A 21460-nucleotide genomic window follows, 5' to 3' on the forward strand; every position below is an offset into this window, starting at 1 on the left:
AACGGGGCTCCTCCCAGGTACGCGAAAGCGGGCCCGCCCCGAAGGGCGAACCCGCTTCCGACGTCAGGCAGAGCCTCAGGCGTCCTTGGACTCCTCGGCGGCCTCCTCGGCCGGAGCCTCGGTGGTCTCCTCCGCCTTGGCCTCCTCGGACTCCTTGACCGCACGCTTGGTGGCGGCCTCGGCCTCACCGGTCGCCTGCTGCGCCACCGTCAGCGCCTCGACCAGCTCGATGACGGCCATGGGCGCGTTGTCGCCACGGCGGTTACCGATCTTGGTGATGCGGGTGTAGCCACCCGGACGGTTCTCGTAGCGCGGGCCGATCTCGGTGAAGAGCGTGTGCACGATGCTCTTGTCCGTGATGACCTGGAGCACCTGACGGCGGTTGTGAAGGTCGCCCTTCTTCGCCTTGGTGACCAGACGCTCGGCGTACGGACGCAGCTTGCGCGCCTTCGCCTCGGTGGTGGTGATACGGCCGTGCTCGAACAGCGCCTTCGCGAGGTTCGCGAGGAGCAGCTTCTCGTGCGCGGCGCTGCCGCCCAGACGGGCACCCTTGGTGGGCTTCGGCATTGTCTCTCCTAGGTGTCTGCCCCGGCCGTATCAGGTACCGGGGTCAGTATCCGAGCAGGCGGTCGCCTGTCGGAGATCCGGGGCCCTTTCGGGCCCCGGAGGTGGATCACGCTCAGTACCGGATCAGTACTGCTCGGTCTCCACGAAACCCGCGTCCGCGTCGTCGTCGGCGCCGAAGGCGTCGGCTGCGGCCGTGGGGTCGAATCCGGGCGGGCTGTCCTTGAGGGCCAGGCCCATGCCGGCCAGCTTCGCCTTGACCTCGTCGATGGACTTCGCACCGAAGTTGCGGATGTCCAGCAGGTCGGCCTCGGAGCGGGCGACGAGCTCACCCACGGAGTGGATGCCCTCGCGCTTGAGGCAGTTGTAGGAGCGGACCGTGAGCTCCAGCTCCTCGATCGGCAGCGCCAGGTCGGCGGCAAGGGCGGCGTCCGTGGGGGACGGGCCCATGTCGATGCCCTCGGCGTCGATGTTGAGCTCGCGGGCCAGACCGAACAGCTCGACCAGGGTCTTACCGGCCGACGCCATGGCGTCGCGGGGACGCATGGCCTGCTTGGTCTCGACGTCGACGATCAGCTTGTCGAAGTCGGTGCGCTGCTCGACACGCGTGGCCTCGACCTTGTACGTGACCTTCAGCACGGGGCTGTAGATGGAGTCGACCGGGATACGGCCGATCTCCTGGCCCACCTGCTTGTTCTGCACGGCGGAGACGTAACCACGGCCACGCTCGACCGTGAGCTCCATCTCCAGCTTGCCCTTGCCGTTGAGCGTGGCGAGGACGAGGTCGGGGTTGTGCACCTCGACACCGGCCGGGGGCGCGATGTCGGCGGCGGTGACCAGACCCGGGCCCTGCTTGCGCAGGTACATCACGACCGGCTCGTCGTGCTCCGAGGAGACGACCAGCTGCTTGATGTTGAGGATCAGGTCGGTGACGTCCTCCTTGACGCCCGGCACGGTGGTGAACTCGTGCAGGACGCCGTCGATGCGGATGCTGGTGACAGCGGCACCGGGGATCGACGACAGGAGGGTGCGGCGGAGGGAGTTGCCGAGGGTGTAGCCGAAGCCCGGCTCCAGCGGCTCGATCACGAACCGGGAGCGGAACTCGTCGACGACCTCTTCGGTCAACGAGGGACGCTGAGCGATCAGCATGTGTGGATCAGATCCTTCTTTCGTGGACGCCCGCTATTTGACGTCCGACGGAAACCGCACCTGTGAGAAGTGCGGGTACTGCAAGGGTACGGGCGATACGGCCCTTTTACGGATGCCGTACCGCCCGAATCCAAAGCCCGTGAGGCCGACGCGTCAGACGCGGCGACGCTTCGGCGGACGGCAGCCGTTGTGCGGGGTCGGGGTGACGTCCTGGATGGAGCCGACCTCGAGGCCCGTGGCCTGCAGGGAGCGGATCGCGGTCTCACGACCGGAACCCGGGCCCTTCACGAACACGTCGACCTTGCGCATGCCGTGCTCCTGGGCGCGGCGGGCAGCCGACTCGGCGGCCATCTGCGCGGCGAACGGCGTGGACTTCCGGGAGCCCTTGAAGCCGACGTGGCCGGCGGAGGCCCAGGAGATCACGTTGCCGGACGGGTCCGTGATCGAGACGATCGTGTTGTTGAACGTGCTCTTGATGTGCGCGTGGCCGTGAGCGACGTTCTTCTTTTCCTTGCGGCGCACCTTCTTGGCAGCGCCCTGACGTCCCTTGGGGGGCATCTCTTACTCCTACGGGAGGTGGTCGGTCCTACAGCGAAGACCGTGGACAGGCGTCCGCTGCGGACTACTTCTTGCCCGGCTTCTTCTTGCCGGCGATGGCGCGACGCGGGCCCTTGCGGGTGCGGGCGTTGGTGCTGGTGCGCTGACCGCGGACGGGCAGACCGCGGCGGTGACGCAGACCCTGGTACGTGCCGATCTCGACCTTGCGGCGGATGTCGGCCTGGATCTCGCGACGGAGGTCACCCTCGGTCTTGATGTTGTTGTCGACGTACTCGCGGATCGCGACGAGCTGCTCCTCGGAGAGGTCGCGAACGCGGGTGTTCGGGTCGACGCCGGTGGCTGCCAGCGTCTGCTGCGAAAGGGTCCGGCCGATGCCGAACACGTAGGTGAGGGCGATCTCCACACGCTTTTCGCGCGGGATGTCAACACCGGAAACGCGTGCCATTCAATGGCTCCAGTTTGATCTTCGGAGGTCTTCCACAGGACCGGCTCCCAGCCGCCGTACTAGGTACGAACTGGGTCCCCGGCCTCCGAACCGGGGGTGTCAGACGGACGTGCTCGTCCGCCTGGGCCCTGCGTATGAACTATTCAGCTTGCGTCGCGCGAATCTCTGCGAATCGAGCAGAGGGATCGGTCGTGCGTCAGCCCTGGCGCTGCTTGTGGCGCGGGTTCTCGCAGATGACCATGACCCGGCCGTGACGGCGGATCACCCTGCACTTGTCGCAGATCTTCTTGACGCTCGGCTTGACCTTCATTGGTGAGGTTCTCCGGGTCAGTGCCATCACCCCGGGAGGCCCGGGGCGCGGGCAAGATCTACTTGTACCGGTAGACGATCCGGCCACGCGTCAGGTCGTACGGAGACAGCTCCACCACGACCCGGTCGTCAGGGAGGATGCGGATGTAGTGCATACGCATCTTGCCGCTGATGTGTGCCAGGACCTGGTGGCCGTTCTGGAGCTCGACCTTGAACATGGCGTTCGGCAGAGACTCGACGACAGTGCCCTCGATCTCGATGGCACCTTGCTTCTTGGCCACGCTTCGCCCTTCGAATCGACTACCTTGATCGACTCTCGAGCTTTTCCCTTACGGGTGCATGCGGACATGCGGGTGCACGAGAGCCGACGAGTCAGTCTACGTCAGCGCACCCGGAAACACGAATCGGGGTAGCTTGCCCCGCACCCAAGATCATCATGCGGACCGTTATGCGAGGGGATCGGGGGCGGCCGTGATCCCGTACTCCGCCAGCTTCGCCTTGCCGCCGTCCGGAGCCGTCAGGACCAGCGGGCCCTCCTCCGTCAGGGCGACGGAGTGCTCCCAGTGGGAGGACCAGGTGCCGTCGGTGGTGATGACCGTCCAGTCGTCCTGGAGGACCTCGGTCCGCGGGGTGCCCAGGGACACCATCGGCTCGATGGCCAGGCAGAAGCCGGGGACCAGCTTGGGGCCCTTGCCGCGGCGCCGGTCGACGTAGTTCAGCAGGTGGGGGTCCATGTGCATCTCGGTGCCGATGCCGTGGCCGCCGTAGTCCTCGATGATCCCGTACTTGCCGCCGCCCGGCTTGGGCTGGCGGCGGATGTACGTCTCGATCGCCCGGGAGATGTCGACGAGCCGGTTGCCCTGCTTCATCGCGGCGATGCCGGCCCACATGGACTCTTCGGTCACCCGGGACAGCTCGACCAGCTCCGGGGCGTGACCGGAACCCACGAAGGCGGTGTAGGCCGCGTCACCGTGCCAGCCGTCGATGATCGCGCCGCAGTCGATGGAGATGATGTCCCCGTCCTTGAGGACGACCTCGTCGGAGGGGATGCCGTGCACCACGACCTCGTTCACGGAGGTGCAGATGGTCGCGGGGAAGCCGCCGTAGCCGAGGAAGTTCGGCTTGGCGTTGTGCTCCGCCAGGACCTTGCGCGCGACCTCGTCCAGGTCCTTGGTGGTCGCCCCGGGCACCGCGGCCTCCCGGGTGGCCGCGTGGATCGCGGCGACGACAAGGCCCGCCGCACGCATCTTGGCGATCTGCTCGGGGGTCTTGATCTGCACCATGGGGACTACGGCCTTTCTCGACCGGGAAGGACGGACGCATTCAACGATACGGGGGCCCGCACCCGCCCCCCACAGCGCAGCCGCGGTCCCTGGGAAGGAACCGCGGCTGCAGCGGACGTAAAGACTACTTGTCCCCGGCCTCGCGCTTCAGCGCCTCGAGCGCCCGCGTGGTGACCTCGCCCACCGGACCCAGCGCCGAGATCGTCTGGACCAGGCCCTGCGACTTGTAGTAGTCGATGATCGGCTCGGTCTGCGTGTGGTAGACCTCCAGCCGCTTGCGGACGGTCTCCTCGGAGTCGTCGTCGCGCTGGTAGAGCTCACCGCCGCAGACGTCGCAGACGCCCTCCTGCTTCGGCGGGGTGTAGGTCACGTGGAACACGTGCGAGGAGTCCTTGCGGCAGATCCGCCGGCCGGCGATCCGCTTCACGACCTCTTCCTCGGGTACCTCGAGGTCGAGAACCGCGTCGAGCGTGATGCCCTCGGTCTGGAGCAGCTCGTCCAGCGCCTCGGCCTGCGAGACGTTGCGCGGGAAGCCGTCCAGCAGGAAACCGTTCTGGGCGTCCGGCTGCTCCATACGGTCCTTGGCCATCGCGATGGTGACCTCGTCCGGGACGAGGTTGCCGGCGTCCATGTAGGACTTCGCGAGTTTCCCGAGCTCCGTCTGCTGGCTGATGTTGGCGCGGAACAGGTCACCCGTGGAGATGTGCGGGATGCGCAGCTTCTCGGCGAGGCGAACGGCTTGCGTTCCCTTACCGGCACCCGGCGGCCCGACGAGGACGATACGCATCAGCGGAGGAACCCTTCGTAATTGCGCTGCTGGAGCTGGCTCTCGATCTGCTTCACCGTCTCAAGACCCACACCCACGATGATCAGGATGCTGGTCCCGCCGAACGGGAAGTTCTGGTTTGCGTCGAAACCGACCAACGCCATTGTCGGTACGAGAGCGATCAGACCCAGATACAGCGAACCCGGCCAGGTGATCCGGTTGAGCACGTAGCTGAGGTACTCAGCGGTCGGTCGGCCAGCCCGGATGCCCGGGATGAAGCCACCATACTTCTTCATGTTGTCGGCGACTTCCTCGGGGTTGAAGGAGATCGCCACGTAGAAGAACGCGAAGAAAACGATGAGCAAGAAGTACGAAGTGATGTAAATCGGGTGGTTGCCCTTGCTCAGATTCTGCTCGACCCACTGCTTCCAGCCCGAATTGCCACCGGAGAACTGCGCCACCAGTGCCGGAATGTAGAGCAGCGACGAGGCGAAGATGACAGGAATCACACCCGCCTGGTTCACCTTCAACGGGATGTAAGTGGACGTACCGCCGTAGGACCGGCGTCCGATCATCCGCTTGGCGTACTGCACGGGGATGCGGCGCTGGGCCTGCTCGACGAAGACCACCAGGCCGACCATGACCAGGCCGACGAGGATGACCGTGCCGAACTCGATCCAGCCGTCGGCCAGGGTGCCCTGCTTCTTGATGGCCCACAGCGCGGACGGGAAGGTCGCGGCGATCGAGATGAACATCAGGATCGACATGCCGTTGCCGATGCCGCGGTCGGTGATGAGCTCACCGAGCCACATGACCACGGCCGTACCGGCGGTCATGCAGACGACCATGGTGATGGTGGAGAAGATCGCCCGGTCCGGGACGATGCTCGTGGCGGCCGAGCAGCCGGAGAACAGGGCGCCGCTGCGGGCGGTGGCCACCAGGCCGGTGCCCTGCAAGATCGCGAGCGCCACGGTCAGGTAGCGGGTGTACTGCGTGATCTTCGCCGTACCCGCCTGGCCCTCCTTCTTCAGGGCCTCCAGGCGCGGGATGACCACGGTCAGCAGCTGAAGGATGATGCTCGCCGTGATGTACGGCATGATCCCGAGCGCGAAGATCGTGATCTGGAGCAGCGCGCCACCGCTGAACATGTTGACCAGACCGAACAGCCCCTGGTTGCCGGATGCCTCGGTCACACACCTCTGGACGGCCTGGTAGTTGACGCCGGGGATCGGAACGTGGGTACCGACGCGGTAGACCACGATGATGGCCAGCGTGAAGAGCAGTTTCTTGCGCAGGTCGGGCGTCCTGAACGCCCGGGCGAACGCGGTGAGCACGGTGCCTCCTGCGACCCCCGCGCAACTGCGTCAAGGGTGACGGTCTGAGGATTCGACAAATACGTAACGGTCAACTGCCGCTCAGAGTGCCCGATGTGAGCACCCAGTGAAAGTGGGCAGTGCAGGCCACCTTACCGGCGAGACCGCCCCCGCTGGAACGACCAACCGGGGATACCCCATTTGTGGGGTATCCCCGGTCGGGATCGCTCACGTCATCGAGGCGCCTGAATGGATCAGACGAGCTCGGTGACCGTACCGCCGGCGGCGGTGATCTTCTCCTTGGCGGAGCCGGAGACGGCGTCGACCGTCACCTGCAGCGCCACGGAGAGCTCGCCCTGGCCGAGGACCTTGACGAGGCTGTTCTTGCGAACGGCCCCCTTGGCCACCAGACCCTCGACGGTGACCTCGCCACCCTCGGGGTAGAGCGCGGCCAGCTTGTCGAGGTTCACGACCTGGTACTCGGTCTTGAACGGGTTCTTGAAGCCCTTCAGCTTCGGGAGGCGCATGTGGAGGGGCATCTGCCCACCCTCGAAGCGCTCCGGAACCTGGTAGCGGGCCTTGGTGCCCTTGGTACCACGACCGGCCGTCTTACCCTTCGACGCCTCACCACGACCGACACGGGTCTTGGCGGTCTTGGCGCCCGGGGCGGGACGGAGGTTGTGGATCTTGAGCGGGTTCTGCTCCGCCATGATCAGTCGACCTCCTCGACCGTCACGAGGTGGCGGACGGTGTGCACCATGCCGCGGAACTCGGGGCGGTCCTCCTTGACGACCTGCGTGTTGATGCCCTTGAGACCAAGGGAGCGCAGGGTGTCACGGTGGTTCTGCTTGCTGCCGATGTAGGACTTGACCTGCGTAATCTTGAGCTGCGCCATGATTACGCACCCGCCCCGGCACGCGCACGGAGAAGCGCCGCGGGAGCGACGTCCTCGAGCGGCAGACCACGGCGGGCCGCGATCTCCTCGGGACGCTGCAGACCCTTCAGGGCCTCCACGGTCGCGTGCACGATGTTGATCGCGTTGTCGGAGCCGAGCGACTTCGACAGCACGTCGTGGATACCGGCGCACTCGAGCACGGCACGCACCGGACCACCGGCGATAACACCGGTACCGGGGGACGCGGGCTTGAGCAGCACGACGCCGGCAGCCTTCTCACCCTGGATGGGGTGCGGGATGGTGCCCTGGATACGGGGGACCTTGAAGAAGTGCTTCTTGGCCTCCTCAACGCCCTTGGCGATGGCGGCCGGCACCTCCTTGGCCTTGCCGTATCCGACACCCACGGTGCCGTCACCGTCGCCCACCACGACCAGCGCGGTGAAGCTGAAGCGACGACCACCCTTCACAACCTTGGCGACGCGGTTGATCGCGACGACGCGCTCAACGTACGCGGTCTTCTCGGCGGCAGCTGCGCCGCCGTCACGGCCCTTCCGGTCCCGCCGCTCGCCGCCACCGGCACCGCCACCGCGGCGCTGGGGTCCAGCCATTGGAATTACCTCTCTCTGTCTCCGCTAGCTACGGAACCAGGACTCAGAACTTGAGTCCGGCCTCGCGGGCGGCGTCCGCCAGGGCGGCGATGCGCCCGGCGTACTGGTTACCACCACGGTCGAACACGACGGCCTCGACACCGGCGGCCTTGGCACGCTCGGCGACCAGGGCGCCGACCTGCTTGGCCTGCGCGGACTTGTCGCCCTCGCCACCGCGGATCGACGTGTCCAGAGTGGACGCCGAAGCCAGGGTGTGGCCCTTCAGGTCGTCGATCACCTGCGCCACGATGTGGCGGTTGGAGCGGGTCACGACCAGACGGGGGCGCTCCGCCGTACCGGAGATCCGCTTGCGGATCCGGATGTGACGGCGCTTGATCGCGGCGCGCTTGTAGGCGTCGCCCTTCAGGATCTTCTGCCCGTATGCCATGGCTTACTTACCCGCCTTTCCGACCTTGCGGCGGATGACTTCGCCCTCGTACTTGACGCCCTTGGCCTTGTACGGGTCGGGCTTGCGCAGCTTGCGGATGTTGGCCGCAACCTCGCCGACCTTCTGCTTGTCGATGCCCTCGACCTGGAAGCGGGTCGGGGTCTCCACCTTGAAGGTGATGCCCTCGGGCGCCTCGACGGTGATCGGGTGGCTGTAGCCGAGCGCGAACTCGAGGTTCGCACCCTTGGCGGTCACGCGGTAACCGACACCGCTGATTTCGAGCTTCTTCACGTAACCCTGGGTCACGCCGGTGATCATGTTCGCCACCAGCGTGCGGGACAGGCCGTGCAGGGCCTTGTTCTGACGCTCGTCGTTGGGGCGGGTGACGTTCAGAACGCCGTCCTCACCCTTGGCGATCTCGATCGGCGCCACGACGGTGTGGGTCAGCGAGCCCTTGGGGCCCTTGACCGAGACCGTACGGCCGTCGATGGTGACGTCCACGCCGGCGGGAACCGTGATGGGGAGCTTGCCAATGCGCGACATAGCTGTTTCCTCCGTTCCCTTCCGCTACCAGACGTAGGCGAGGACTTCCCCACCCACGCCCTTCTTGCCGGCCTGCTTGTCGGTGAGGAGACCGTGCGACGTGGAGATGATCGCCACGCCCAGGCCGCCGAGCACCTTCGGCAGGTTGGTGGACTTCGCGTAAACCCGGAGACCGGGCTTGGAGATCCGCTTGATGCCCGCGATGGAGCGCTCACGGTTCGGGCCGAACTTCAGCTCGAGAACGAGGTTCTTGCCGACCTCGGCGTCCTCGATCTTCCAACCCGTGATGAAGCCCTCCTGCTGGAGGATCTCCGCGATGTGAGACTTGATCTTCGATGCCGGCATCGTCACGGAGTCGTGGTACGCCGAGTTCGCGTTCCGCAGACGCGTAAGCATGTCTGCGATCGGATCAGTCATGGTCATGAAGTGGCCTTCGGCCTCTCTCGCCGGGGTTTCCTGGTGCGCCATCCCTCTCCCCGATCCGAGACGGGACGGGTGCGGCGCGGTGGACCTACGGCGTAGTAAGTCGTACGGGCGGCAGACGCCCAACCCCACAAGCCTAAGGCATGCGGAGATGGGCCCCTGCCGACCCAGATGCTTACCGAGAGCTTCCGGAATCCCTAAATAAGGGGATTACCAGGAGCTCTTGGTCACGCCCGGCAGCTCGCCACGGTGAGCCATCTCACGAAGGCACACGCGGCACAGGCCGAACTTGCGGTACACGGAGTGGGGACGGCCGCAACGCTGGCAGCGCGTGTAGCCACGCACGCCGAACTTGGGCTTGCGAGCAGCCTTCGCGATCAGAGCCTTCTTCGCCATCTCGCTCACGCCTCCTTGAAGGGGAAGCCGAGGTGACGAAGGAGCGCGCGGCCCTCAGCGTCGTTGGTCGCCGTGGTGACCACGGTGATGTCCATACCCCGGACGCGGTCGATCTTGTCCTGGTCGATCTCGTGGAACATGACCTGCTCCGTGAGACCGAAGGTGTAGTTGCCACGGCCGTCGAACTGCTTGGGGGACAGGCCGCGGAAGTCGCGGATGCGCGGCAGCGCGAGCGACAGGGTGCGGTCCAGGAACTCCCACATGCGGTCGCCACGGAGCGTGACGTGGGCACCGATCGGCTGGCCCTCACGCAGCTTGAACTGCGCGATGGACTTGCGGGCCTTGGTGACGGCCGGCTTCTGACCGGTGATCGTGGTGAGGTCGCGGATGGCGCCCTCGATCAGCTTGGAGTCGCGGGCGGCGTCGCCCACACCCATGTTGACCACGATCTTGACGAGGCCGGGGATCTGCATGACGTTCTCGTACTTGAACTCGTCACGCAGCTTGCCCGCGATCTCCTCGCGGTACTTCGTCTTCAGACGCGGAGTGGTGGTGGTAGCCATCAGATGTCCTCACCCGTCCGCTTGGCAACGCGGATCTTGTTGCCCTCGTCGTCGAAGCGGTAACCGACACGCGTGACGACCTTGTTGCCGTCCTTCTCCACGACCAGCTGAACGTTGGACACGTGGATCGGGGCCTCGGTGGTCACGATGCCGCCGGCCTGGGAGCCCTTGGCGGTCGGACCGGCCTTCGTGTGCTTCTTGACCCGGTTGACACCCTCGACCAGGACGCGGTCCTCGCGCGGGTAAGCGGCAATGACCTTGCCCTGCTTGCCCTTGTCCTTGCCGGTGATGACCTGGACCAGGTCGCCCTTCTTGATCTTCATGCTTACAGCACCTCCGGAGCCAGCGAGATGATCTTCATGAACTTCTTCTCGCGCAGCTCACGCCCGACCGGGCCGAAGATGCGGGTGCCGCGAGGGTCGCCGTCGTTCTTCAGAATGACGGCGGCGTTCTCGTCGAAGCGGATGTACGAGCCGTCCGGACGGCGGCGCTCCTTGACGGTGCGAACGATGACCGCCTTGACGACGTCACCCTTCTTCACGTTGCCACCGGGGATCGCGTCCTTGACGGTGGCGACGATGACGTCACCGATGCCCGCGTAGCGGCGACCGGAGCCACCGAGCACACGGATGCAAAGGATTTCCTTCGCACCAGTGTTGTCGGCGACGCGCAGTCGCGACTCCTGCTGGATCACGTCTATCTCCTGATCGTCTGCCGGTTCCCCGGGGGCCGCTCGTGAGCGGTCCCCCGGAGCCTGGCGGAACTGTCCTGCGGGTTACCCCGCAGGCGTTAACTTTGGAATTCCCTGGCGGGAATTACCTACTTGGCCTTCTCGAGGATCTCGACGACGCGCCAGCGCTTCGTCGCGGACAGCGGCCGGGTCTCCGCGAGGAGGACACGGTCGCCGACACCCGCGGCGTTCTGCTCGTCGTGCGCCTTGAGCTTGTTCGTACGGCGGATGACCTTGCCGTACAGCGCGTGCTTGACGCGGTCCTCGACGGCGACGACGACGGTCTTGTCCATCTTGTCGCTGACGACGAGACCCTCACGGGTCTTGCGGAAGCCGCGCGCGGTCTTCTCTTCAGTCACGTTGTTCTCGCTCATCAGGCGTTCTCCACCGTTTCGATGCCCAGCTCACGCTCGCGCATCAGGGTGTAGATCCGCGCGATGTCCTTGCGGACCGCCTTGAGACGGCCGTGGTTCTCGAGCTGACCCGTCGCCGCCTGGAAGCGGAGGTTGAACAGCTCTTCCTTGGCCTCGCGGAGCTTCGCAAGAAGCTCCTCGTTGCCCAGCTCGCGCAGCTCGGACGCCTTGGTACCGGCCGACATCACGCTTCACCTGCCTCGCGCTTGACGATCCGGCACTTCATCGGCAGCTTGTGGGCCGCACGGGTCAGCGCCTCACGGGCGATCTTCTCGTTCGGGTAGGACAGCTCGAACATCACCCGACCCGGGTGAACGTTCGCGATCCACCACTCCGGCGAACCCTTACCGGAACCCATGCGGGTCTCGGCAGGCTTCTTGGTCAGCGGGCGGTCCGGGTAGATGTTGATCCAGACCTTGCCGCCACGCTTGATGTGGCGGGTCATCGCGATACGGGCCGCCTCGATCTGGCGGTTGGTCACGTACGCCGGCGTGAGGGCCTGAATGCCGTACTCGCCGAACGCAACCGTCGTACCGCCCTTGGCCTGACCACGGCGCTTCGGGTGGTGCTGCTTGCGGTGCTTGACCCTACGGGGGATCAGCATTTCGGTCAGGCCTCCGTTCCGGTGCTCTCAGCCGGAGCGGACGCGGGAGCCTCGGCCTTGGGGGCCTCGGCGCCTGCAGCCTGCTGCGGCTTGCGACCGCGCCGCTCGCCACCGCGGCCACCACGGGCCGGGCGGTCGGCGCCACCGCGGGCCGGGCGGTTACCCGCACGGGCGGCAGCGTTCTCGGCGCGGACCTCGGCGATGTTCTTGACGTCGCCCTTGTAGATCCAGACCTTCACACCGATGCGGCCGAAGGTCGTCTTGGCCTCGAAGAAGCCGTAGTCCACGTTCGCGCGGAGCGTGTGCAGGGGCACACGGCCCTCGCGGTAGAACTCCGAGCGGGACATCTCGGCGCCACCGAGGCGGCCACCGCACTGGATCTTGATGCCCTTGGCGCCGGCCTTCATGGCGGACTGCATGCTCTTGCGCATGGCCCGACGGAAGGAGACGCGGGAGGAGAGCTGCTCGGCGACGGCCTGGGCAACCAGCTGAGCGTCGGTCTCGGGGTTCTTGACCTCGAGGATGTTCAGCTGGACCTGCTTGCCCGTGAGCTTCTCGAGGTCACCGCGGATGCGGTCGGCCTCGGCGCCACGGCGGCCGATGACGATGCCCGGACGGGCCGTGTGGATGTCCACACGGACGCGGTCACGGGTGCGCTCGATCTCGACCTTCGAGATGCCGGCGCGCTCCATGCCGGACGTCATCATCCGACGGATGGCGACGTCTTCCTTGACGTAGTCCTTGTACAGCTTGTCGGCGTACCAACGCGACTTGAAGTCGGTCGTGACACCGAGCCGGAACCCATGCGGGTTTACCTTCTGGCCCATTACCGGGTTCCTTCCTTGCTGCTGACGACCACGGTGATGTGGCTGGTCCGCTTGCGGATCCGGTAGGCACGGCCCTGGGCACGCGGACGGAACCGCTTCAGGGTCGGGCCCTCATCGACGTACGCCTCGGAAATGAAGAGGCTGTCGACATCGGTGTGGTCGTAGTTGTGCGCGGCGTTGGCGATGGCGCTGTCCAGCACCTTGCCGACCGGCACGCTCGCGGCCTGCGGGGCGAAACGCAGGACCGCCTGAGCCTCCGTGGCGTCCATGCCACGGATAAGGTCCACCACGCGGCGGGCCTTCATGGGCGTGACGCGGATGTACCGCGCCTGGGCCCTGGCTTCCATGGTTGTCCTTCCAGTGTCTGTCATGGTCATTCCACCCCGCTACTAGCGGCGCTTCGACTTCCGGTCGTCCTTGACGTGACCCCGGAAGGTGCGCGTCGGCGAGAACTCGCCGAGCTTGTGGCCGACCATCGACTCGGTGACAAACACCGGAATGTGGGTCTTGCCGTTGTGCACCGCGATCGTGTGGCCGAGCATCGCCGGGATGATCATCGAGCGGCGGGACCAGGTCTTGATGACGTTCTTGGTACCGGCTTCGTTCTGAGCGTCCACCTTCTTGATCAGGTGGTCGTCGACGAAGGGTCCCTTCTTCAAGCTACGAGGCATCTCAACCCGTCCTTAGCGCTTCTTGTTCGTCTTGCGGCGGCGGACGATGTACTTGTTCGACGCCTTCTTGGGCGAACGAGTACGGCCTTCCTTCTTGCCCCACGGGGACACGGGGTGGCGACCACCGGAGGTCCGGCCCTCACCACCACCGTGCGGGTGGTCAACCGGGTTCATGACCACACCACGCACGGTCGGGCGAACGCCCAGCCAGCGCTTGCGGCCCGCCTTGCCCCAGTTGATGTTCGACTGCTCGGCGTTGCCGACCTCGCCGACGGTGGCGCGGCAGCGCACGTCGACCAGGCGGATCTCTCCGGACGGCATGCGGAGGTGGGCGTAGGCGCCCTCCTTCGCGAGCAGCTGCACGGAGGCACCGGCGGAGCGGGCGAACTTGGCACCGCCACCGGGACGGAGCTCGATCGCGTGGATCGTGGTACCGACCGGGATGTTGCGGAGGGCCAGGTTGTTGCCCGGCTTGATGTCGGCCCCGGGACCGTTCTCGACGCGGTCACCCTGCTGCAGGTTGCGCGGGGCGAGGATGTAGCGCTTCTCGCCGTCGGCGTAGTGCAGCAGCGCGATGCGCGCGGTGCGGTTGGGGTCGTACTCGATGTGCGCGACCTTCGCCGGCACGCCGTCCTTGTCGTGACGACGGAAGTCGATCACTCGGTAGGCGCGCTTGTGTCCGCCACCCTGGTGGCGAACGGTCACACGACCGGCGTTGTTACGGCCGCCCTTGCTGTGCAGCGGGCGGACCAGCGACTTCTCCGGCGTGGACCGCGTGACCTCGACGAAGTCGGCGACGCTGGCGCCACGGCGGCCCGGCGTAGTCGGCTTGTACTTGCGGATTCCCATTTCTCAGTCCTCGTCCGATATCGGACGATCCGACCCGCTTACGCGGTCGGACCGCCGAAGATGTCGATACGGTCGCCCTCGGCGAGGGTCACGATCGCGCGCTTGCTGCCGGCGCGCTGACCGAAGCCGGTCTTCGTGCGCTTGCGCTTGCCCTGGCGGTTGATCGTGTTGACCCCGGTGACCTTGACCGAGAAGACCGCCTGGACGGCCTGCTTGATCTGGGTCTTGTTGGCGTTCGGGTCGACGATGAACGTGTACTTGTTCTCGTCGAGGAGCGCGTAGCTCTTCTCCGAGACGACCGGCTTGAGCAGCACGTCACGGGGGTCCGTGTACGACTTGCTCAGCGGGGTCTCGACGGTGTTCTTACCCTCGGTGGCGTGGCGCTTCGCCTTGGCGAGACGCGCGGCCTTGGCGGCCTTGGCGGCCTTCGAGGCGATGCTCGGGTGACGCGTAGCCATCAGGCCTCGCTCCCTTCGGTGTCAGCGGCCTTGGGGCCAGACACGAAGGACTCGAAAGCGGCCTGGGTGAAGACCACGTCGTCCGAGACGAGAACGTCGTACGTGTTCAGCTGGCCCGGCTCCAGGATGTGGACCTGGGGCAGGTTGCGGGCGGACAGCCACGCGGCCTCGTCGGCGCGCTCGACGACCAGGAGCAGGTTCTTGCGCTCGCTGATCTTGCCGAACAGGCTCTTGGCGGCCTTCGTGCTGGGGTTCTCGCCCTCGATCACGCCGGAGACGACGTGGATGCGGTTGTGACGCGCCCGGTCGGTGAGGGCACCGCGCAGGGCGGCGGCCTTCATCTTCTTCGGGGTGCGCTGCGAGTAGTCGCGCGGCTGCGGGCCGTGGACGACGCCACCGCCGGCGAACTGCGGGGCGCGGGTCGAACCCTGACGGGCGCGACCGGTGCCCTTCTGGCGGTACGGCTTCTTGCCACCGCCGCGGACCTCGCCACGCGTCTTGGTCTTGTGGGTGCCCTGGCGGGCAGCGGCCAGCTGTGCGACGACGACCTGGTGGATCAGCGGAACGCTGACCTTGGCGTCGAAGATCTCCGCGGGGAGCTCGACGGAACCGGCCTTGTCGCCCGCCGGCGAAAGGATGTCAACAGTGCTCATCGGTTACCTCAGGCCCCCTTGGCCGCGGTGCGGACCAGGACGAGGCCGCCGTTCGGACCGGGAACCGCGCCCTTGATGAGCAGCAGACCCTTCTCCGCGTCAACGGCGTGGACGGTCAGGTTCTGGGTGGTGACCCGCTCGTTGCCCATGCGACCCGCCATGCGGAGGCCCTTGAACACGCGGCCCGGGGTGGCGCAGCCACCGATGGAACCGGGCGAGCGGTGCTTGCGCTGGGTGCCGTGTCCGGCGCCGAGGCCCTTGAAGTTGTGACGCTTCATGACACCGGCGAAGCCCTTGCCCTTGCTCTTGCCGGTCACGTCGACCTTGATGCCGGCCTCGAACACCTCGGCGGTGATCTCCTGGCCGAGGGTGTACTCGCTGGCGTCAGCGGTACGGATCTCGACGAGGTGGCGGCGGGGAGTGACGTCGGCCTTGGCGAAGTGGCCCTTGAGGGGCTTGTTCACCTTGCGCGGGTCGATCTCGCCGAACGCGATCTGGACGGACTCGTAGCCGTCGACGTCGTTCGTGCGGACCTGGGTGACGACGTTGGGGCCGGCCTTGACGACGGTGACCGGAACAACACGGTTGTTCTCGTCCCACACCTGCGTCATGCCGAGCTTCTCGCCCAGGATGCCCTTGATCTGCTTAGCCATTCTCAGATCACCAGCCCTCAGAGCTTGATCTCGATGTCGACACCGGCCGGGAGGTCGAGTCGCATCAGAGAGTCAACGGTCTTGGGCGTCGGGTCGAGGATGTCGATCAGGCGCTTGTGCGTGCGCATCTCGAAGTGCTCGCGCGAGTCCTTGTACTTGTGCGGCGACTTGATGACGCAGTACACGTTCTTCTCAGTGGGCAGCGGCACCGGGCCCGCGACCGACGCACCAGTGCGGGTCACCGTCTCGACGATCTTCTTCGCCGAGGAGTCGATGACCTCGTGGTCGTAGGCCTTGAGCCGGATGCGGATCTTCTGTCCCGCCATGGCTACTCAGTAGTCCTGTCTCTCTAACGCTCTGGAACCTGGTGTTCCCGTTCGCTTCCTCCGACCCACGCGGTCGGGCGTGTCGCGTTCCCACTGACACAGATGTCCCTTGTTCGAACATCCCTGCGGGAATGCACACGGCCCTTCCGGAACCGCAAGCCAGGGGCGAAAGGCCCACCGGGTGCCTGGCCGGTGCCGCACTCACACTTCCCGGAAGATTCCCGTACGTCCGCCCCAGTGCTGCCATCAGGCAGTTAGGACGACGAGTACTGTGGGACTCGCTTCCGGTCCTCCCGGCGGGAGGCGCGCAGCATCAACACTCGACCGAGCAACTCCGACAGTTTGCCACATGGGCCGGGGGCCTGGCCAATCGAGCCGAAGAGATTACCCCGAAGGTGATGTAGGTCAAACCGGGGATGCTCCGGATGCGGGCGCTCACCCCGCTGAACGGTCGAAAATCCCCTCCAGCGCCCGATCGTACGCCCGGAACCCCGCCCGCCCACTCCCCGGCGCGTCCGAGTCCGGGCGGAGCACGGCCGGAAGATGTGCGATGCGCCACATCCGGAAGACCAGCGGCGGCGCGCAGACACCCGCGGGGTCCGCCAGGCCGGCGGGCGACGGCGAGAGCTTCGGCGATCCGGGGCGCACCCCGCGGTGCCCCGGTCCCGGCGGCGACGGCCGCGGTGATCAGAGCCTGGAGGAACTGCGTCAGCTGCAGGTCCGCGCCCATACGGCACATGCGGCGCACGGTGGCCGGCTCCGCGAGCCGCTCGACGGGCCGGGGGACCTCCGTGATGCCCCCGGACCACAGGAGCAGGTGCGGGGCGCACACCTCGTAGTCGCGGAACCAGCCGAGCTCGTCGGCGACGGCCATGGCGTCGTCATCGAAGCGGCAGGCCGAGCGGACGCCGTCCAGCAGGCGGGTCATGTCGTCCCGCCTGGCGGCCAGGAAGTCGCCCACCGAGACGTCGGCGAGCTCCCAGGTCCCGGTGGAGTTGACGGCGCCGATCTCCACGACCGCGCCGAGCGGCCCGAAGACCCGGCGGGCGAGTTCAGCGGTCACGGAGTTGCTCCGGCACGTGCTGGGCGGGGAGCTCCGGCTCGTCGAACCCGTCGAGGGGCGTGCCCGACGGGTACCGGGCACACTCCGAGGACGCCGAGACCCCCAGACGGTCGCGGGGATACGCCTCGGCCCAGACCTCGTCGCCGGAGCCCGGGGGCCGCATGCTCAGCTGGATCCGGTGGTTGGCGCTCTCGTACGTCGTGACCTTCCACCCGCGCCCCACGAGCACCTTCCTGGCCCTTCGCAGCGCGGCCGTGGCCTGCCCCGTCGGGACCCCCTTCACCGCCCAGGTGCTGCTCACCTGGGTCACCCCCGGCACGCTCGGAGGGCTGTCGCTCAGCTGCTTGGTGACGTTCTTGAGCCCCCTGTAGCCGCACCCCGAGCCGTCCGCCTCGTAGCCCGCACCGGCGAAGCCGGGGTCCAGTTCGGCGTGCGCCAGCCCGAGCGCGTCGTAGACGGCCTGTCCGTGACCGTCCAGCCGCCGCGCGGTGGCGGAGGGGTCCGCAGCCGGGTAGGGCGCACCGTTCCAGAGCCGGGCGACGCCCCGGGCGAGCGCGTAGCCTCCCACCACCGTGAGGGCCGCGAGCACGGTGGCGACCGATGCTACGAACGCCCTCCGGCGGTGGAGGGGCCGGGGCTGCGGCCGGGGCGATGGGGGCAGCTGTGTCATGGACCGAATCATGTCGGGCCGCCGAGGCGGCAAGCATGAGTACGTCTACTCAAAGGCGACTACGTACAGGCGAGTTGGGCGGCGGACGGCCCCACGGCCACTACCCGATCCGCCTGCTCTCCAGCGGCCCCAGATACGTCGGCGTCAGCCCACCCGTGTCGATCACCAGCCTCTGGAGCACCACCGTCGGATCCACCATCCAGAACTTCAGCCGGTGCACGCCGGCCCGGCTCACCGCATGCCTGGTTGCCGTGCGGTTCACGTTGTCGGAGGTGTTGCGGGCCCAGACCGCGTTCAGCAGGCCGTCGTCCGCGCCGACGTTGATGTCGACGGTCTGGATGTCGCCGCCGTCCAGGGAGACCCCGTACCGCAACCCGCCCGTGGGCAGGGCCGGGTTCCGCGGTGACAGGTACGCCCACACCGTCACCTCCCCCGTCCCCGCCGACAGCAGGCTGACCTCGTACTCCAGCCGCGGCGAGGACCCCCCAGGCACCCTCCGCGGCCCCGTCACCGGCCACGGCGTCATCCCTGCTCCGGTGCGGCCGATCCCGTCCAGCCGCCGCCACTGGCCCACCGCGCGGTCGTAGTGCTCCGCGTCGATCGCCACGTACCCGCCCGCCTCGACGAAGCCGCGCAGTCCTCGGCGAGCGGGATTGTCCGCCACGCATGCGACGGTCACCGAACTCCCCGCGCCGGTCACCGTCAGCTCCGCCTCCGACCGGCCGCTCGGCGCCTTCGACCAGTCCACGCCCAGTTCCACCCGCACCTGCTGCTCCACGCGCCCCCGTGGACGGTGCACCACCAGCCACGGGGCCGAGGTCCGCACCCGGTAGTCGAAGGGGGTGCGGCCCCGGTTGAACACCTCGACGTACTGCCGCGGCCGCGTCTGGTACGGGCTGAACTCGGGTAGTACCGCCCGCCGCCCGGACGCACCGCCCGGCCACCACTCCCCCGAGTCCTCCGAGCCGTCCACCGACACACCCAGCTCCGGCCCGGCCGGGAGCTCCAGCCGCCTCACCGCCGGGAACAGTACGTCCGGCAGCGCCGCGTTGTCCTTCTCGGGCTGCTGCCAGGGGGCGTTCGGGCCGTATCTCTCCACATCCCCGTAGTCGATGTGCGGCTGTGTCTGGAAGCCCTGCCATTTGCCGTCCGCCACTTGGGAGTTGAAGCGGTCGGCGAGCGCGAAGTCCCGGGCGAGCCCGTCTTCCGCCTCGCTCGCGCGGTCGTTCGTCGCCGCCCTTCCCTGCCTGGCGTACAGCAGGTTCTGGAACTCCGCTTCCCGCAGGGCATAGAGGTTCGCCGTCGCCTCGACCTCGTATCCCACCAGCTCGAACCAGGCGTCCCGCACCCGGACCGGCAGCCTCCGCGCGATACGGTCCGCTTTGCGCGCCAGCCCCTTCCATTCCTCCGTCACCCGTTCCAGTTCCCGGTGACCGAAGTGGTACGGGGTCTGCTGGTCGTCGTTCACGGCCTGGCCGGCGCCGTTCAGTGTGATCCGGCGATTGAGCAGTTCCGGCTTGCGGCGGGCCTGGAGGCGGCCGTACTCCGCCAGCACGGAGGCGATCGCTTCCGCCTGGGCGGCGCCGAAGTTCTGGCGGGCGTAGCGCCGTTCCCACTCCCCCAGCCGGTCCAGGTCCCATCGGTCCGGATTCCAGGCGTAGCTCAGGAAGAACTCCGTCGGCAGCTCGTTGCCCTTCAGGTCGCCGACGTTGGCCACCCACAGGCCGTGGTTGCCGTACGCGTGGGCCTGGTGGAGCTGGTCCCAGACGTTCCTCACATTGGCCGTGTCCACCCACTTGTAGTTCCGGCCCGCCCCGACGTAGTCGAAGTGGTAGTACAGGCCGTAGCCCCCGGCCCGCGGCCCCTCCGCCGGGTCCGGATGCTTGCGGATGTTGCCCCAGTTGTCGTCCGTGAGGACGACCGTGACGTCGTCCGGCGCCCGCAGGCCCCGGTCCCAGTACCGCTGGACCTCCTTGTACAGCGTCCACACCTGCGGGGTCTCGGCGGCGGGCCTGCCCGTGACCTCCTCGATGATCTGCCGCTGGGTGGCGATGATCTCCCGCATCAGCTCGACGCCGTCGCCGTCGGGCAGGCTCGTGTCGCCGTTCCCCCGCATGCCGAGGGTGACTACGCCTTCGAAGCCCTCGTCCACCATGCGCTGGATCCCGGCCCGCCAGTACTTCTTGATCGCCTCCGCGTTGCGGCGGAAGGACCATTCGCCGGTGCCGCCGTAGGGGTCCTTGCCGCCGCTCGCGTGGCGGTTCCACTCCTCGATCCCCCGCATCATGGGGGCCTCGTGAGACGTGCCCATGACAACGCCGTACTCCGCGGCGCGCCGGTGGTTCTCCGGGTCGTCCTCCGCGAAGGCCCGGCCCCACACCGCCGGCCACAGGTAGTTGCCCTTCAGCCGCAGCAGGACCTCGAACACCTTCGCGTAGAAGTCCGCGTTGAAGCCCCAGGGGTAGCCGGGCGCCTTCCCCGGTCCGAAGTACGCCGGCGCCCAGGTGCCGAGGGCCGGGTTCTCGTCGTTGACGAAGAAGCCGCGGTACCTCACCGCGGGCGTCCCCTGGGTGTACCGGCCGGGCAGCACCCAGACGCCGTCGCGGCGCACCGGGGGTACGTCGTCCCACCAGTGCCAGGGGGAGACGCCGATGCCGTACGAGACGTCGTACGCGCCGAAGATCGTGCCGCGCGGGTCGCTGCCCGCGACGACGAACGCCCGCTCCACCCCGGGGAGGGGATGCTCCACCACCGTCTGCAGCGAGGTCTCCCACCGCCCGCGCACACCGGTGACGTCGAGCTTGCCCGCCGCGATCAGAGCGTCGATCAGCGGACTGCGGCCGATCGTCCCGACCAGGACCGCGTGGCGCGCGATGGTGTCCCCGGGCCGTACACCCGTCACCCGCTCGATGTCGCCGCGCAGGTCCCCCGCCACCCGTACGACTCCGGGGTGATCGTCGGCACTGACCACGACCGGGGCTCCGACCAGGGAGAACGCTCCACCGGTGAACGAGATGTACGCCCCCGGGTCCGTCACCCGCGCACCCCCGCCCCCGGCCGCCCAGGCGGCTCCCGACGACAGCACCCCCGCCGTGGCGAGTCCCGCGCCCAGTACGGCCCTGCGACTGACAGACATGCGTCACCCCTCCACCCGAATTTGGTCAGCGGCATGACAAATGCTGGGGGGAGTGGCGTGAGGGGACAACGGGTCGTACGCGCCGAATAGTTTCGAACCCCGGTGAACGGCGAAAGGGCCCGTACGACCGAAGTCGTACGGGCCCCTTCAGAGCTACCAGGCAGA

General features: G+C 67.4%; 33 protein-coding genes. All 33 read right to left on the reverse strand.

What is annotated here, in order from left to right:
• Positions 1 to 75 precede the first annotated feature (75 nt).
• Positions 76 to 567, reverse strand: a complete 492-nt coding sequence (rplQ, locus tag ACZ7L0_RS07785; protein ID WP_471241527.1) for a 50S ribosomal protein L17 — start codon at positions 565 to 567, stop codon at positions 76 to 78.
• A gap of 123 nt (positions 568 to 690) precedes the next feature.
• Entirely contained in the window at positions 691 to 1713 is a 1023-nt protein-coding gene (locus ACZ7L0_RS07790) for a DNA-directed RNA polymerase subunit alpha (RefSeq protein ID WP_003966937.1), read from the reverse strand.
• A 153-nt stretch (positions 1714 to 1866) separates the two neighbouring features.
• Positions 1867 to 2271, reverse strand: a complete 405-nt coding sequence (gene rpsK, locus ACZ7L0_RS07795) for a 30S ribosomal protein S11 (RefSeq protein WP_003956432.1) — start codon at positions 2269 to 2271, stop codon at positions 1867 to 1869.
• 64 nt (positions 2272 to 2335) lie between these two features.
• The gene (gene rpsM, locus ACZ7L0_RS07800; protein WP_004984507.1) at positions 2336 to 2716 is read right to left on the reverse strand and encodes a 30S ribosomal protein S13; all 381 of its coding nucleotides are present in this window, start codon (positions 2714 to 2716) and stop codon (positions 2336 to 2338) included.
• A 196-nt stretch (positions 2717 to 2912) separates the two neighbouring features.
• On the reverse strand, positions 2913 to 3026 hold the full coding sequence (gene rpmJ / locus ACZ7L0_RS07805; protein ID WP_003998809.1) for a 50S ribosomal protein L36: 114 nt from the start codon (positions 3024 to 3026) through the stop codon (positions 2913 to 2915).
• A gap of 58 nt (positions 3027 to 3084) precedes the next feature.
• Positions 3085 to 3306, reverse strand: a complete 222-nt coding sequence (infA, locus tag ACZ7L0_RS07810; RefSeq protein ID WP_003948620.1) for a translation initiation factor IF-1 — start codon at positions 3304 to 3306, stop codon at positions 3085 to 3087.
• Positions 3307 to 3471: 165 nt separating this feature from the next.
• Positions 3472 to 4308 (reverse strand): type I methionyl aminopeptidase, encoded by an 837-nt coding sequence (map, locus tag ACZ7L0_RS07815; RefSeq protein WP_471241528.1) that lies wholly within the window; start codon positions 4306 to 4308, stop codon positions 3472 to 3474.
• A gap of 124 nt (positions 4309 to 4432) precedes the next feature.
• Positions 4433 to 5095 (reverse strand): adenylate kinase, encoded by a 663-nt coding sequence (locus ACZ7L0_RS07820; protein ID WP_471241529.1) that lies wholly within the window; start codon positions 5093 to 5095, stop codon positions 4433 to 4435.
• Positions 5095 to 6408 (reverse strand): preprotein translocase subunit SecY, encoded by a 1314-nt coding sequence (secY, locus tag ACZ7L0_RS07825; protein ID WP_471241530.1) that lies wholly within the window; start codon positions 6406 to 6408, stop codon positions 5095 to 5097. Before secY ends, ACZ7L0_RS07820 begins: the two co-directional genes overlap by 1 nt.
• Positions 6409 to 6641: 233 nt before the next feature.
• Positions 6642 to 7097: a 50S ribosomal protein L15 gene (gene rplO, locus ACZ7L0_RS07830; protein ID WP_190189399.1), complete on the reverse strand. Its 456-nt coding sequence runs from the start codon at positions 7095 to 7097 to the stop codon at positions 6642 to 6644.
• Between the two features lie 2 nt (positions 7098 to 7099).
• Entirely contained in the window at positions 7100 to 7282 is a 183-nt protein-coding gene (gene rpmD, locus ACZ7L0_RS07835) for a 50S ribosomal protein L30 (protein ID WP_003974250.1), read from the reverse strand.
• A 2-nt stretch (positions 7283 to 7284) separates the two neighbouring features.
• The gene (rpsE, locus tag ACZ7L0_RS07840; protein WP_009190144.1) at positions 7285 to 7890 is read right to left on the reverse strand and encodes a 30S ribosomal protein S5; all 606 of its coding nucleotides are present in this window, start codon (positions 7888 to 7890) and stop codon (positions 7285 to 7287) included.
• A 43-nt stretch (positions 7891 to 7933) separates the two neighbouring features.
• Complete coding sequence (rplR, locus tag ACZ7L0_RS07845; RefSeq protein WP_019980869.1) at positions 7934 to 8317, reverse strand: 50S ribosomal protein L18; 384 nt, start codon at positions 8315 to 8317, stop codon at positions 7934 to 7936.
• 3 nt (positions 8318 to 8320) lie between these two features.
• On the reverse strand, positions 8321 to 8860 hold the full coding sequence (gene rplF / locus ACZ7L0_RS07850) for a 50S ribosomal protein L6 (RefSeq protein WP_471241531.1): 540 nt from the start codon (positions 8858 to 8860) through the stop codon (positions 8321 to 8323).
• A gap of 24 nt (positions 8861 to 8884) precedes the next feature.
• On the reverse strand, positions 8885 to 9283 hold the full coding sequence (rpsH, locus tag ACZ7L0_RS07855) for a 30S ribosomal protein S8 (RefSeq protein WP_007494756.1): 399 nt from the start codon (positions 9281 to 9283) through the stop codon (positions 8885 to 8887).
• A 210-nt stretch (positions 9284 to 9493) separates the two neighbouring features.
• Positions 9494 to 9679, reverse strand: a complete 186-nt coding sequence (locus tag ACZ7L0_RS07860; protein ID WP_003948630.1) for a type Z 30S ribosomal protein S14 — start codon at positions 9677 to 9679, stop codon at positions 9494 to 9496.
• Positions 9680 to 9684: 5 nt separating this feature from the next.
• On the reverse strand, positions 9685 to 10242 hold the full coding sequence (rplE, locus tag ACZ7L0_RS07865; protein ID WP_007494758.1) for a 50S ribosomal protein L5: 558 nt from the start codon (positions 10240 to 10242) through the stop codon (positions 9685 to 9687).
• Positions 10242 to 10565: a 50S ribosomal protein L24 gene (gene rplX, locus ACZ7L0_RS07870; protein ID WP_158923770.1), complete on the reverse strand. Its 324-nt coding sequence runs from the start codon at positions 10563 to 10565 to the stop codon at positions 10242 to 10244. Before rplX ends, rplE begins: the two co-directional genes overlap by 1 nt.
• A 2-nt stretch (positions 10566 to 10567) precedes the next feature.
• Positions 10568 to 10936, reverse strand: a complete 369-nt coding sequence (gene rplN / locus ACZ7L0_RS07875) for a 50S ribosomal protein L14 (RefSeq protein ID WP_003998823.1) — start codon at positions 10934 to 10936, stop codon at positions 10568 to 10570.
• Positions 10937 to 11061: 125 nt separating this feature from the next.
• On the reverse strand, positions 11062 to 11346 hold the full coding sequence (rpsQ, locus tag ACZ7L0_RS07880) for a 30S ribosomal protein S17 (protein WP_471241532.1): 285 nt from the start codon (positions 11344 to 11346) through the stop codon (positions 11062 to 11064).
• Complete coding sequence (gene rpmC / locus ACZ7L0_RS07885; RefSeq protein ID WP_007494763.1) at positions 11346 to 11570, reverse strand: 50S ribosomal protein L29; 225 nt, start codon at positions 11568 to 11570, stop codon at positions 11346 to 11348. The genes rpsQ and rpmC overlap by 1 nt, the downstream gene beginning before the upstream one ends.
• Positions 11570 to 11989: a 50S ribosomal protein L16 gene (rplP, locus tag ACZ7L0_RS07890; RefSeq protein WP_004927269.1), complete on the reverse strand. Its 420-nt coding sequence runs from the start codon at positions 11987 to 11989 to the stop codon at positions 11570 to 11572. Before rplP ends, rpmC begins: the two co-directional genes overlap by 1 nt.
• Positions 11990 to 11994: 5 nt before the next feature.
• Complete coding sequence (rpsC, locus tag ACZ7L0_RS07895; RefSeq protein WP_003998826.1) at positions 11995 to 12816, reverse strand: 30S ribosomal protein S3; 822 nt, start codon at positions 12814 to 12816, stop codon at positions 11995 to 11997.
• The gene (gene rplV, locus ACZ7L0_RS07900) at positions 12816 to 13163 is read right to left on the reverse strand and encodes a 50S ribosomal protein L22 (protein ID WP_006130776.1); all 348 of its coding nucleotides are present in this window, start codon (positions 13161 to 13163) and stop codon (positions 12816 to 12818) included. Before rplV ends, rpsC begins: the two co-directional genes overlap by 1 nt.
• Positions 13164 to 13205: 42 nt before the next feature.
• Positions 13206 to 13487 carry a 30S ribosomal protein S19 gene (rpsS, locus tag ACZ7L0_RS07905; protein ID WP_033528345.1) on the reverse strand — a complete coding sequence of 94 codons (282 nt, stop codon included), beginning with the start codon at positions 13485 to 13487 and terminating at the stop codon, positions 13206 to 13208.
• Positions 13488 to 13499: 12 nt separating this feature from the next.
• The gene (gene rplB, locus ACZ7L0_RS07910; RefSeq protein WP_018543909.1) at positions 13500 to 14336 is read right to left on the reverse strand and encodes a 50S ribosomal protein L2; all 837 of its coding nucleotides are present in this window, start codon (positions 14334 to 14336) and stop codon (positions 13500 to 13502) included.
• Between the two features lie 38 nt (positions 14337 to 14374).
• A complete protein-coding gene (rplW, locus tag ACZ7L0_RS07915) occupies positions 14375 to 14794 on the reverse strand; it encodes a 50S ribosomal protein L23 (RefSeq protein WP_132857209.1) in 420 nt (139 codons plus the stop codon).
• Complete coding sequence (gene rplD, locus ACZ7L0_RS07920) at positions 14794 to 15447, reverse strand: 50S ribosomal protein L4 (RefSeq protein ID WP_471241533.1); 654 nt, start codon at positions 15445 to 15447, stop codon at positions 14794 to 14796. Before rplD ends, rplW begins: the two co-directional genes overlap by 1 nt.
• 8 nt (positions 15448 to 15455) lie before the next feature.
• On the reverse strand, positions 15456 to 16100 hold the full coding sequence (rplC, locus tag ACZ7L0_RS07925) for a 50S ribosomal protein L3 (protein ID WP_020135811.1): 645 nt from the start codon (positions 16098 to 16100) through the stop codon (positions 15456 to 15458).
• 17 nt (positions 16101 to 16117) lie between these two features.
• Complete coding sequence (rpsJ, locus tag ACZ7L0_RS07930; RefSeq protein WP_003948644.1) at positions 16118 to 16426, reverse strand: 30S ribosomal protein S10; 309 nt, start codon at positions 16424 to 16426, stop codon at positions 16118 to 16120.
• Between the two features lie 313 nt (positions 16427 to 16739).
• On the reverse strand, positions 16740 to 17489 hold the full coding sequence (locus tag ACZ7L0_RS07935) for a hypothetical protein (RefSeq protein ID WP_471241534.1): 750 nt from the start codon (positions 17487 to 17489) through the stop codon (positions 16740 to 16742).
• Positions 17479 to 18159 (reverse strand): hypothetical protein, encoded by a 681-nt coding sequence (locus ACZ7L0_RS07940; protein WP_471241535.1) that lies wholly within the window; start codon positions 18157 to 18159, stop codon positions 17479 to 17481. The genes ACZ7L0_RS07935 and ACZ7L0_RS07940 overlap by 11 nt, the downstream gene beginning before the upstream one ends.
• Positions 18160 to 18259: 100 nt before the next feature.
• On the reverse strand, positions 18260 to 21295 hold the full coding sequence (locus ACZ7L0_RS07945) for a glycosyl hydrolase 115 family protein (protein WP_471241536.1): 3036 nt from the start codon (positions 21293 to 21295) through the stop codon (positions 18260 to 18262).
• Between the last annotated feature and the right edge of the window lie 165 nt (positions 21296 to 21460).

Source organism: Streptomyces sp. NPDC039424 (assembly GCF_055639495.1).

Coding starts and splice junctions, on each gene's coding strand:
- rplQ (WP_471241527.1), bottom strand. CDS start 567: ATGCCGAAGCCCACCAAGGGTGCCCGTCTGGGCGGCAGCGCCGCGCAC.
- ACZ7L0_RS07790 (WP_003966937.1), bottom strand. CDS start 1,713: ATGCTGATCGCTCAGCGTCCCTCGTTGACCGAAGAGGTCGTCGACGAG.
- rpsK (WP_003956432.1), bottom strand. CDS start 2,271: ATGCCCCCCAAGGGACGTCAGGGCGCTGCCAAGAAGGTGCGCCGCAAG.
- rpsM (WP_004984507.1), bottom strand. CDS start 2,716: ATGGCACGCGTTTCCGGTGTTGACATCCCGCGCGAAAAGCGTGTGGAG.
- rpmJ (WP_003998809.1), bottom strand. CDS start 3,026: ATGAAGGTCAAGCCGAGCGTCAAGAAGATCTGCGACAAGTGCAGGGTG.
- map (WP_471241528.1), bottom strand. CDS start 4,308: ATGGTGCAGATCAAGACCCCCGAGCAGATCGCCAAGATGCGTGCGGCG.
- ACZ7L0_RS07820 (WP_471241529.1), bottom strand. CDS start 5,095: ATGCGTATCGTCCTCGTCGGGCCGCCGGGTGCCGGTAAGGGAACGCAA.
- rplO (WP_190189399.1), bottom strand. CDS start 7,097: ATGGCGGAGCAGAACCCGCTCAAGATCCACAACCTCCGTCCCGCCCCG.
- rpmD (WP_003974250.1), bottom strand. CDS start 7,282: ATGGCGCAGCTCAAGATTACGCAGGTCAAGTCCTACATCGGCAGCAAG.
- rpsE (WP_009190144.1), bottom strand. CDS start 7,890: ATGGCTGGACCCCAGCGCCGCGGTGGCGGTGCCGGTGGCGGCGAGCGG.
- rplR (WP_019980869.1), bottom strand. CDS start 8,317: ATGGCATACGGGCAGAAGATCCTGAAGGGCGACGCCTACAAGCGCGCC.
- rplF (WP_471241531.1), bottom strand. CDS start 8,860: ATGTCGCGCATTGGCAAGCTCCCCATCACGGTTCCCGCCGGCGTGGAC.
- rpsH (WP_007494756.1), bottom strand. CDS start 9,283: ATGACCATGACTGATCCGATCGCAGACATGCTTACGCGTCTGCGGAAC.
- ACZ7L0_RS07860 (WP_003948630.1), bottom strand. CDS start 9,679: ATGGCGAAGAAGGCTCTGATCGCGAAGGCTGCTCGCAAGCCCAAGTTC.
- rplE (WP_007494758.1), bottom strand. CDS start 10,242: ATGGCTACCACCACCACTCCGCGTCTGAAGACGAAGTACCGCGAGGAG.
- rplX (WP_158923770.1), bottom strand. CDS start 10,565: ATGAAGATCAAGAAGGGCGACCTGGTCCAGGTCATCACCGGCAAGGAC.
- rpsQ (WP_471241532.1), bottom strand. CDS start 11,346: ATGAGCGAGAACAACGTGACTGAAGAGAAGACCGCGCGCGGCTTCCGC.
- rpmC (WP_007494763.1), bottom strand. CDS start 11,570: ATGTCGGCCGGTACCAAGGCGTCCGAGCTGCGCGAGCTGGGCAACGAG.
- rplP (WP_004927269.1), bottom strand. CDS start 11,989: ATGCTGATCCCCCGTAGGGTCAAGCACCGCAAGCAGCACCACCCGAAG.
- rpsC (WP_003998826.1), bottom strand. CDS start 12,816: ATGGGCCAGAAGGTAAACCCGCATGGGTTCCGGCTCGGTGTCACGACC.
- rplV (WP_006130776.1), bottom strand. CDS start 13,163: ATGGAAGCCAGGGCCCAGGCGCGGTACATCCGCGTCACGCCCATGAAG.
- rpsS (WP_033528345.1), bottom strand. CDS start 13,487: ATGCCTCGTAGCTTGAAGAAGGGACCCTTCGTCGACGACCACCTGATC.
- rplB (WP_018543909.1), bottom strand. CDS start 14,336: ATGGGAATCCGCAAGTACAAGCCGACTACGCCGGGCCGCCGTGGCGCC.
- rplW (WP_132857209.1), bottom strand. CDS start 14,794: ATGGCTACGCGTCACCCGAGCATCGCCTCGAAGGCCGCCAAGGCCGCC.
- rplD (WP_471241533.1), bottom strand. CDS start 15,447: ATGAGCACTGTTGACATCCTTTCGCCGGCGGGCGACAAGGCCGGTTCC.
- rplC (WP_020135811.1), bottom strand. CDS start 16,100: ATGGCTAAGCAGATCAAGGGCATCCTGGGCGAGAAGCTCGGCATGACG.
- rpsJ (WP_003948644.1), bottom strand. CDS start 16,426: ATGGCGGGACAGAAGATCCGCATCCGGCTCAAGGCCTACGACCACGAG.
- ACZ7L0_RS07940 (WP_471241535.1), bottom strand. CDS start 18,159: ATGACACAGCTGCCCCCATCGCCCCGGCCGCAGCCCCGGCCCCTCCAC.
- ACZ7L0_RS07945 (WP_471241536.1), bottom strand. CDS start 21,295: ATGTCTGTCAGTCGCAGGGCCGTACTGGGCGCGGGACTCGCCACGGCG.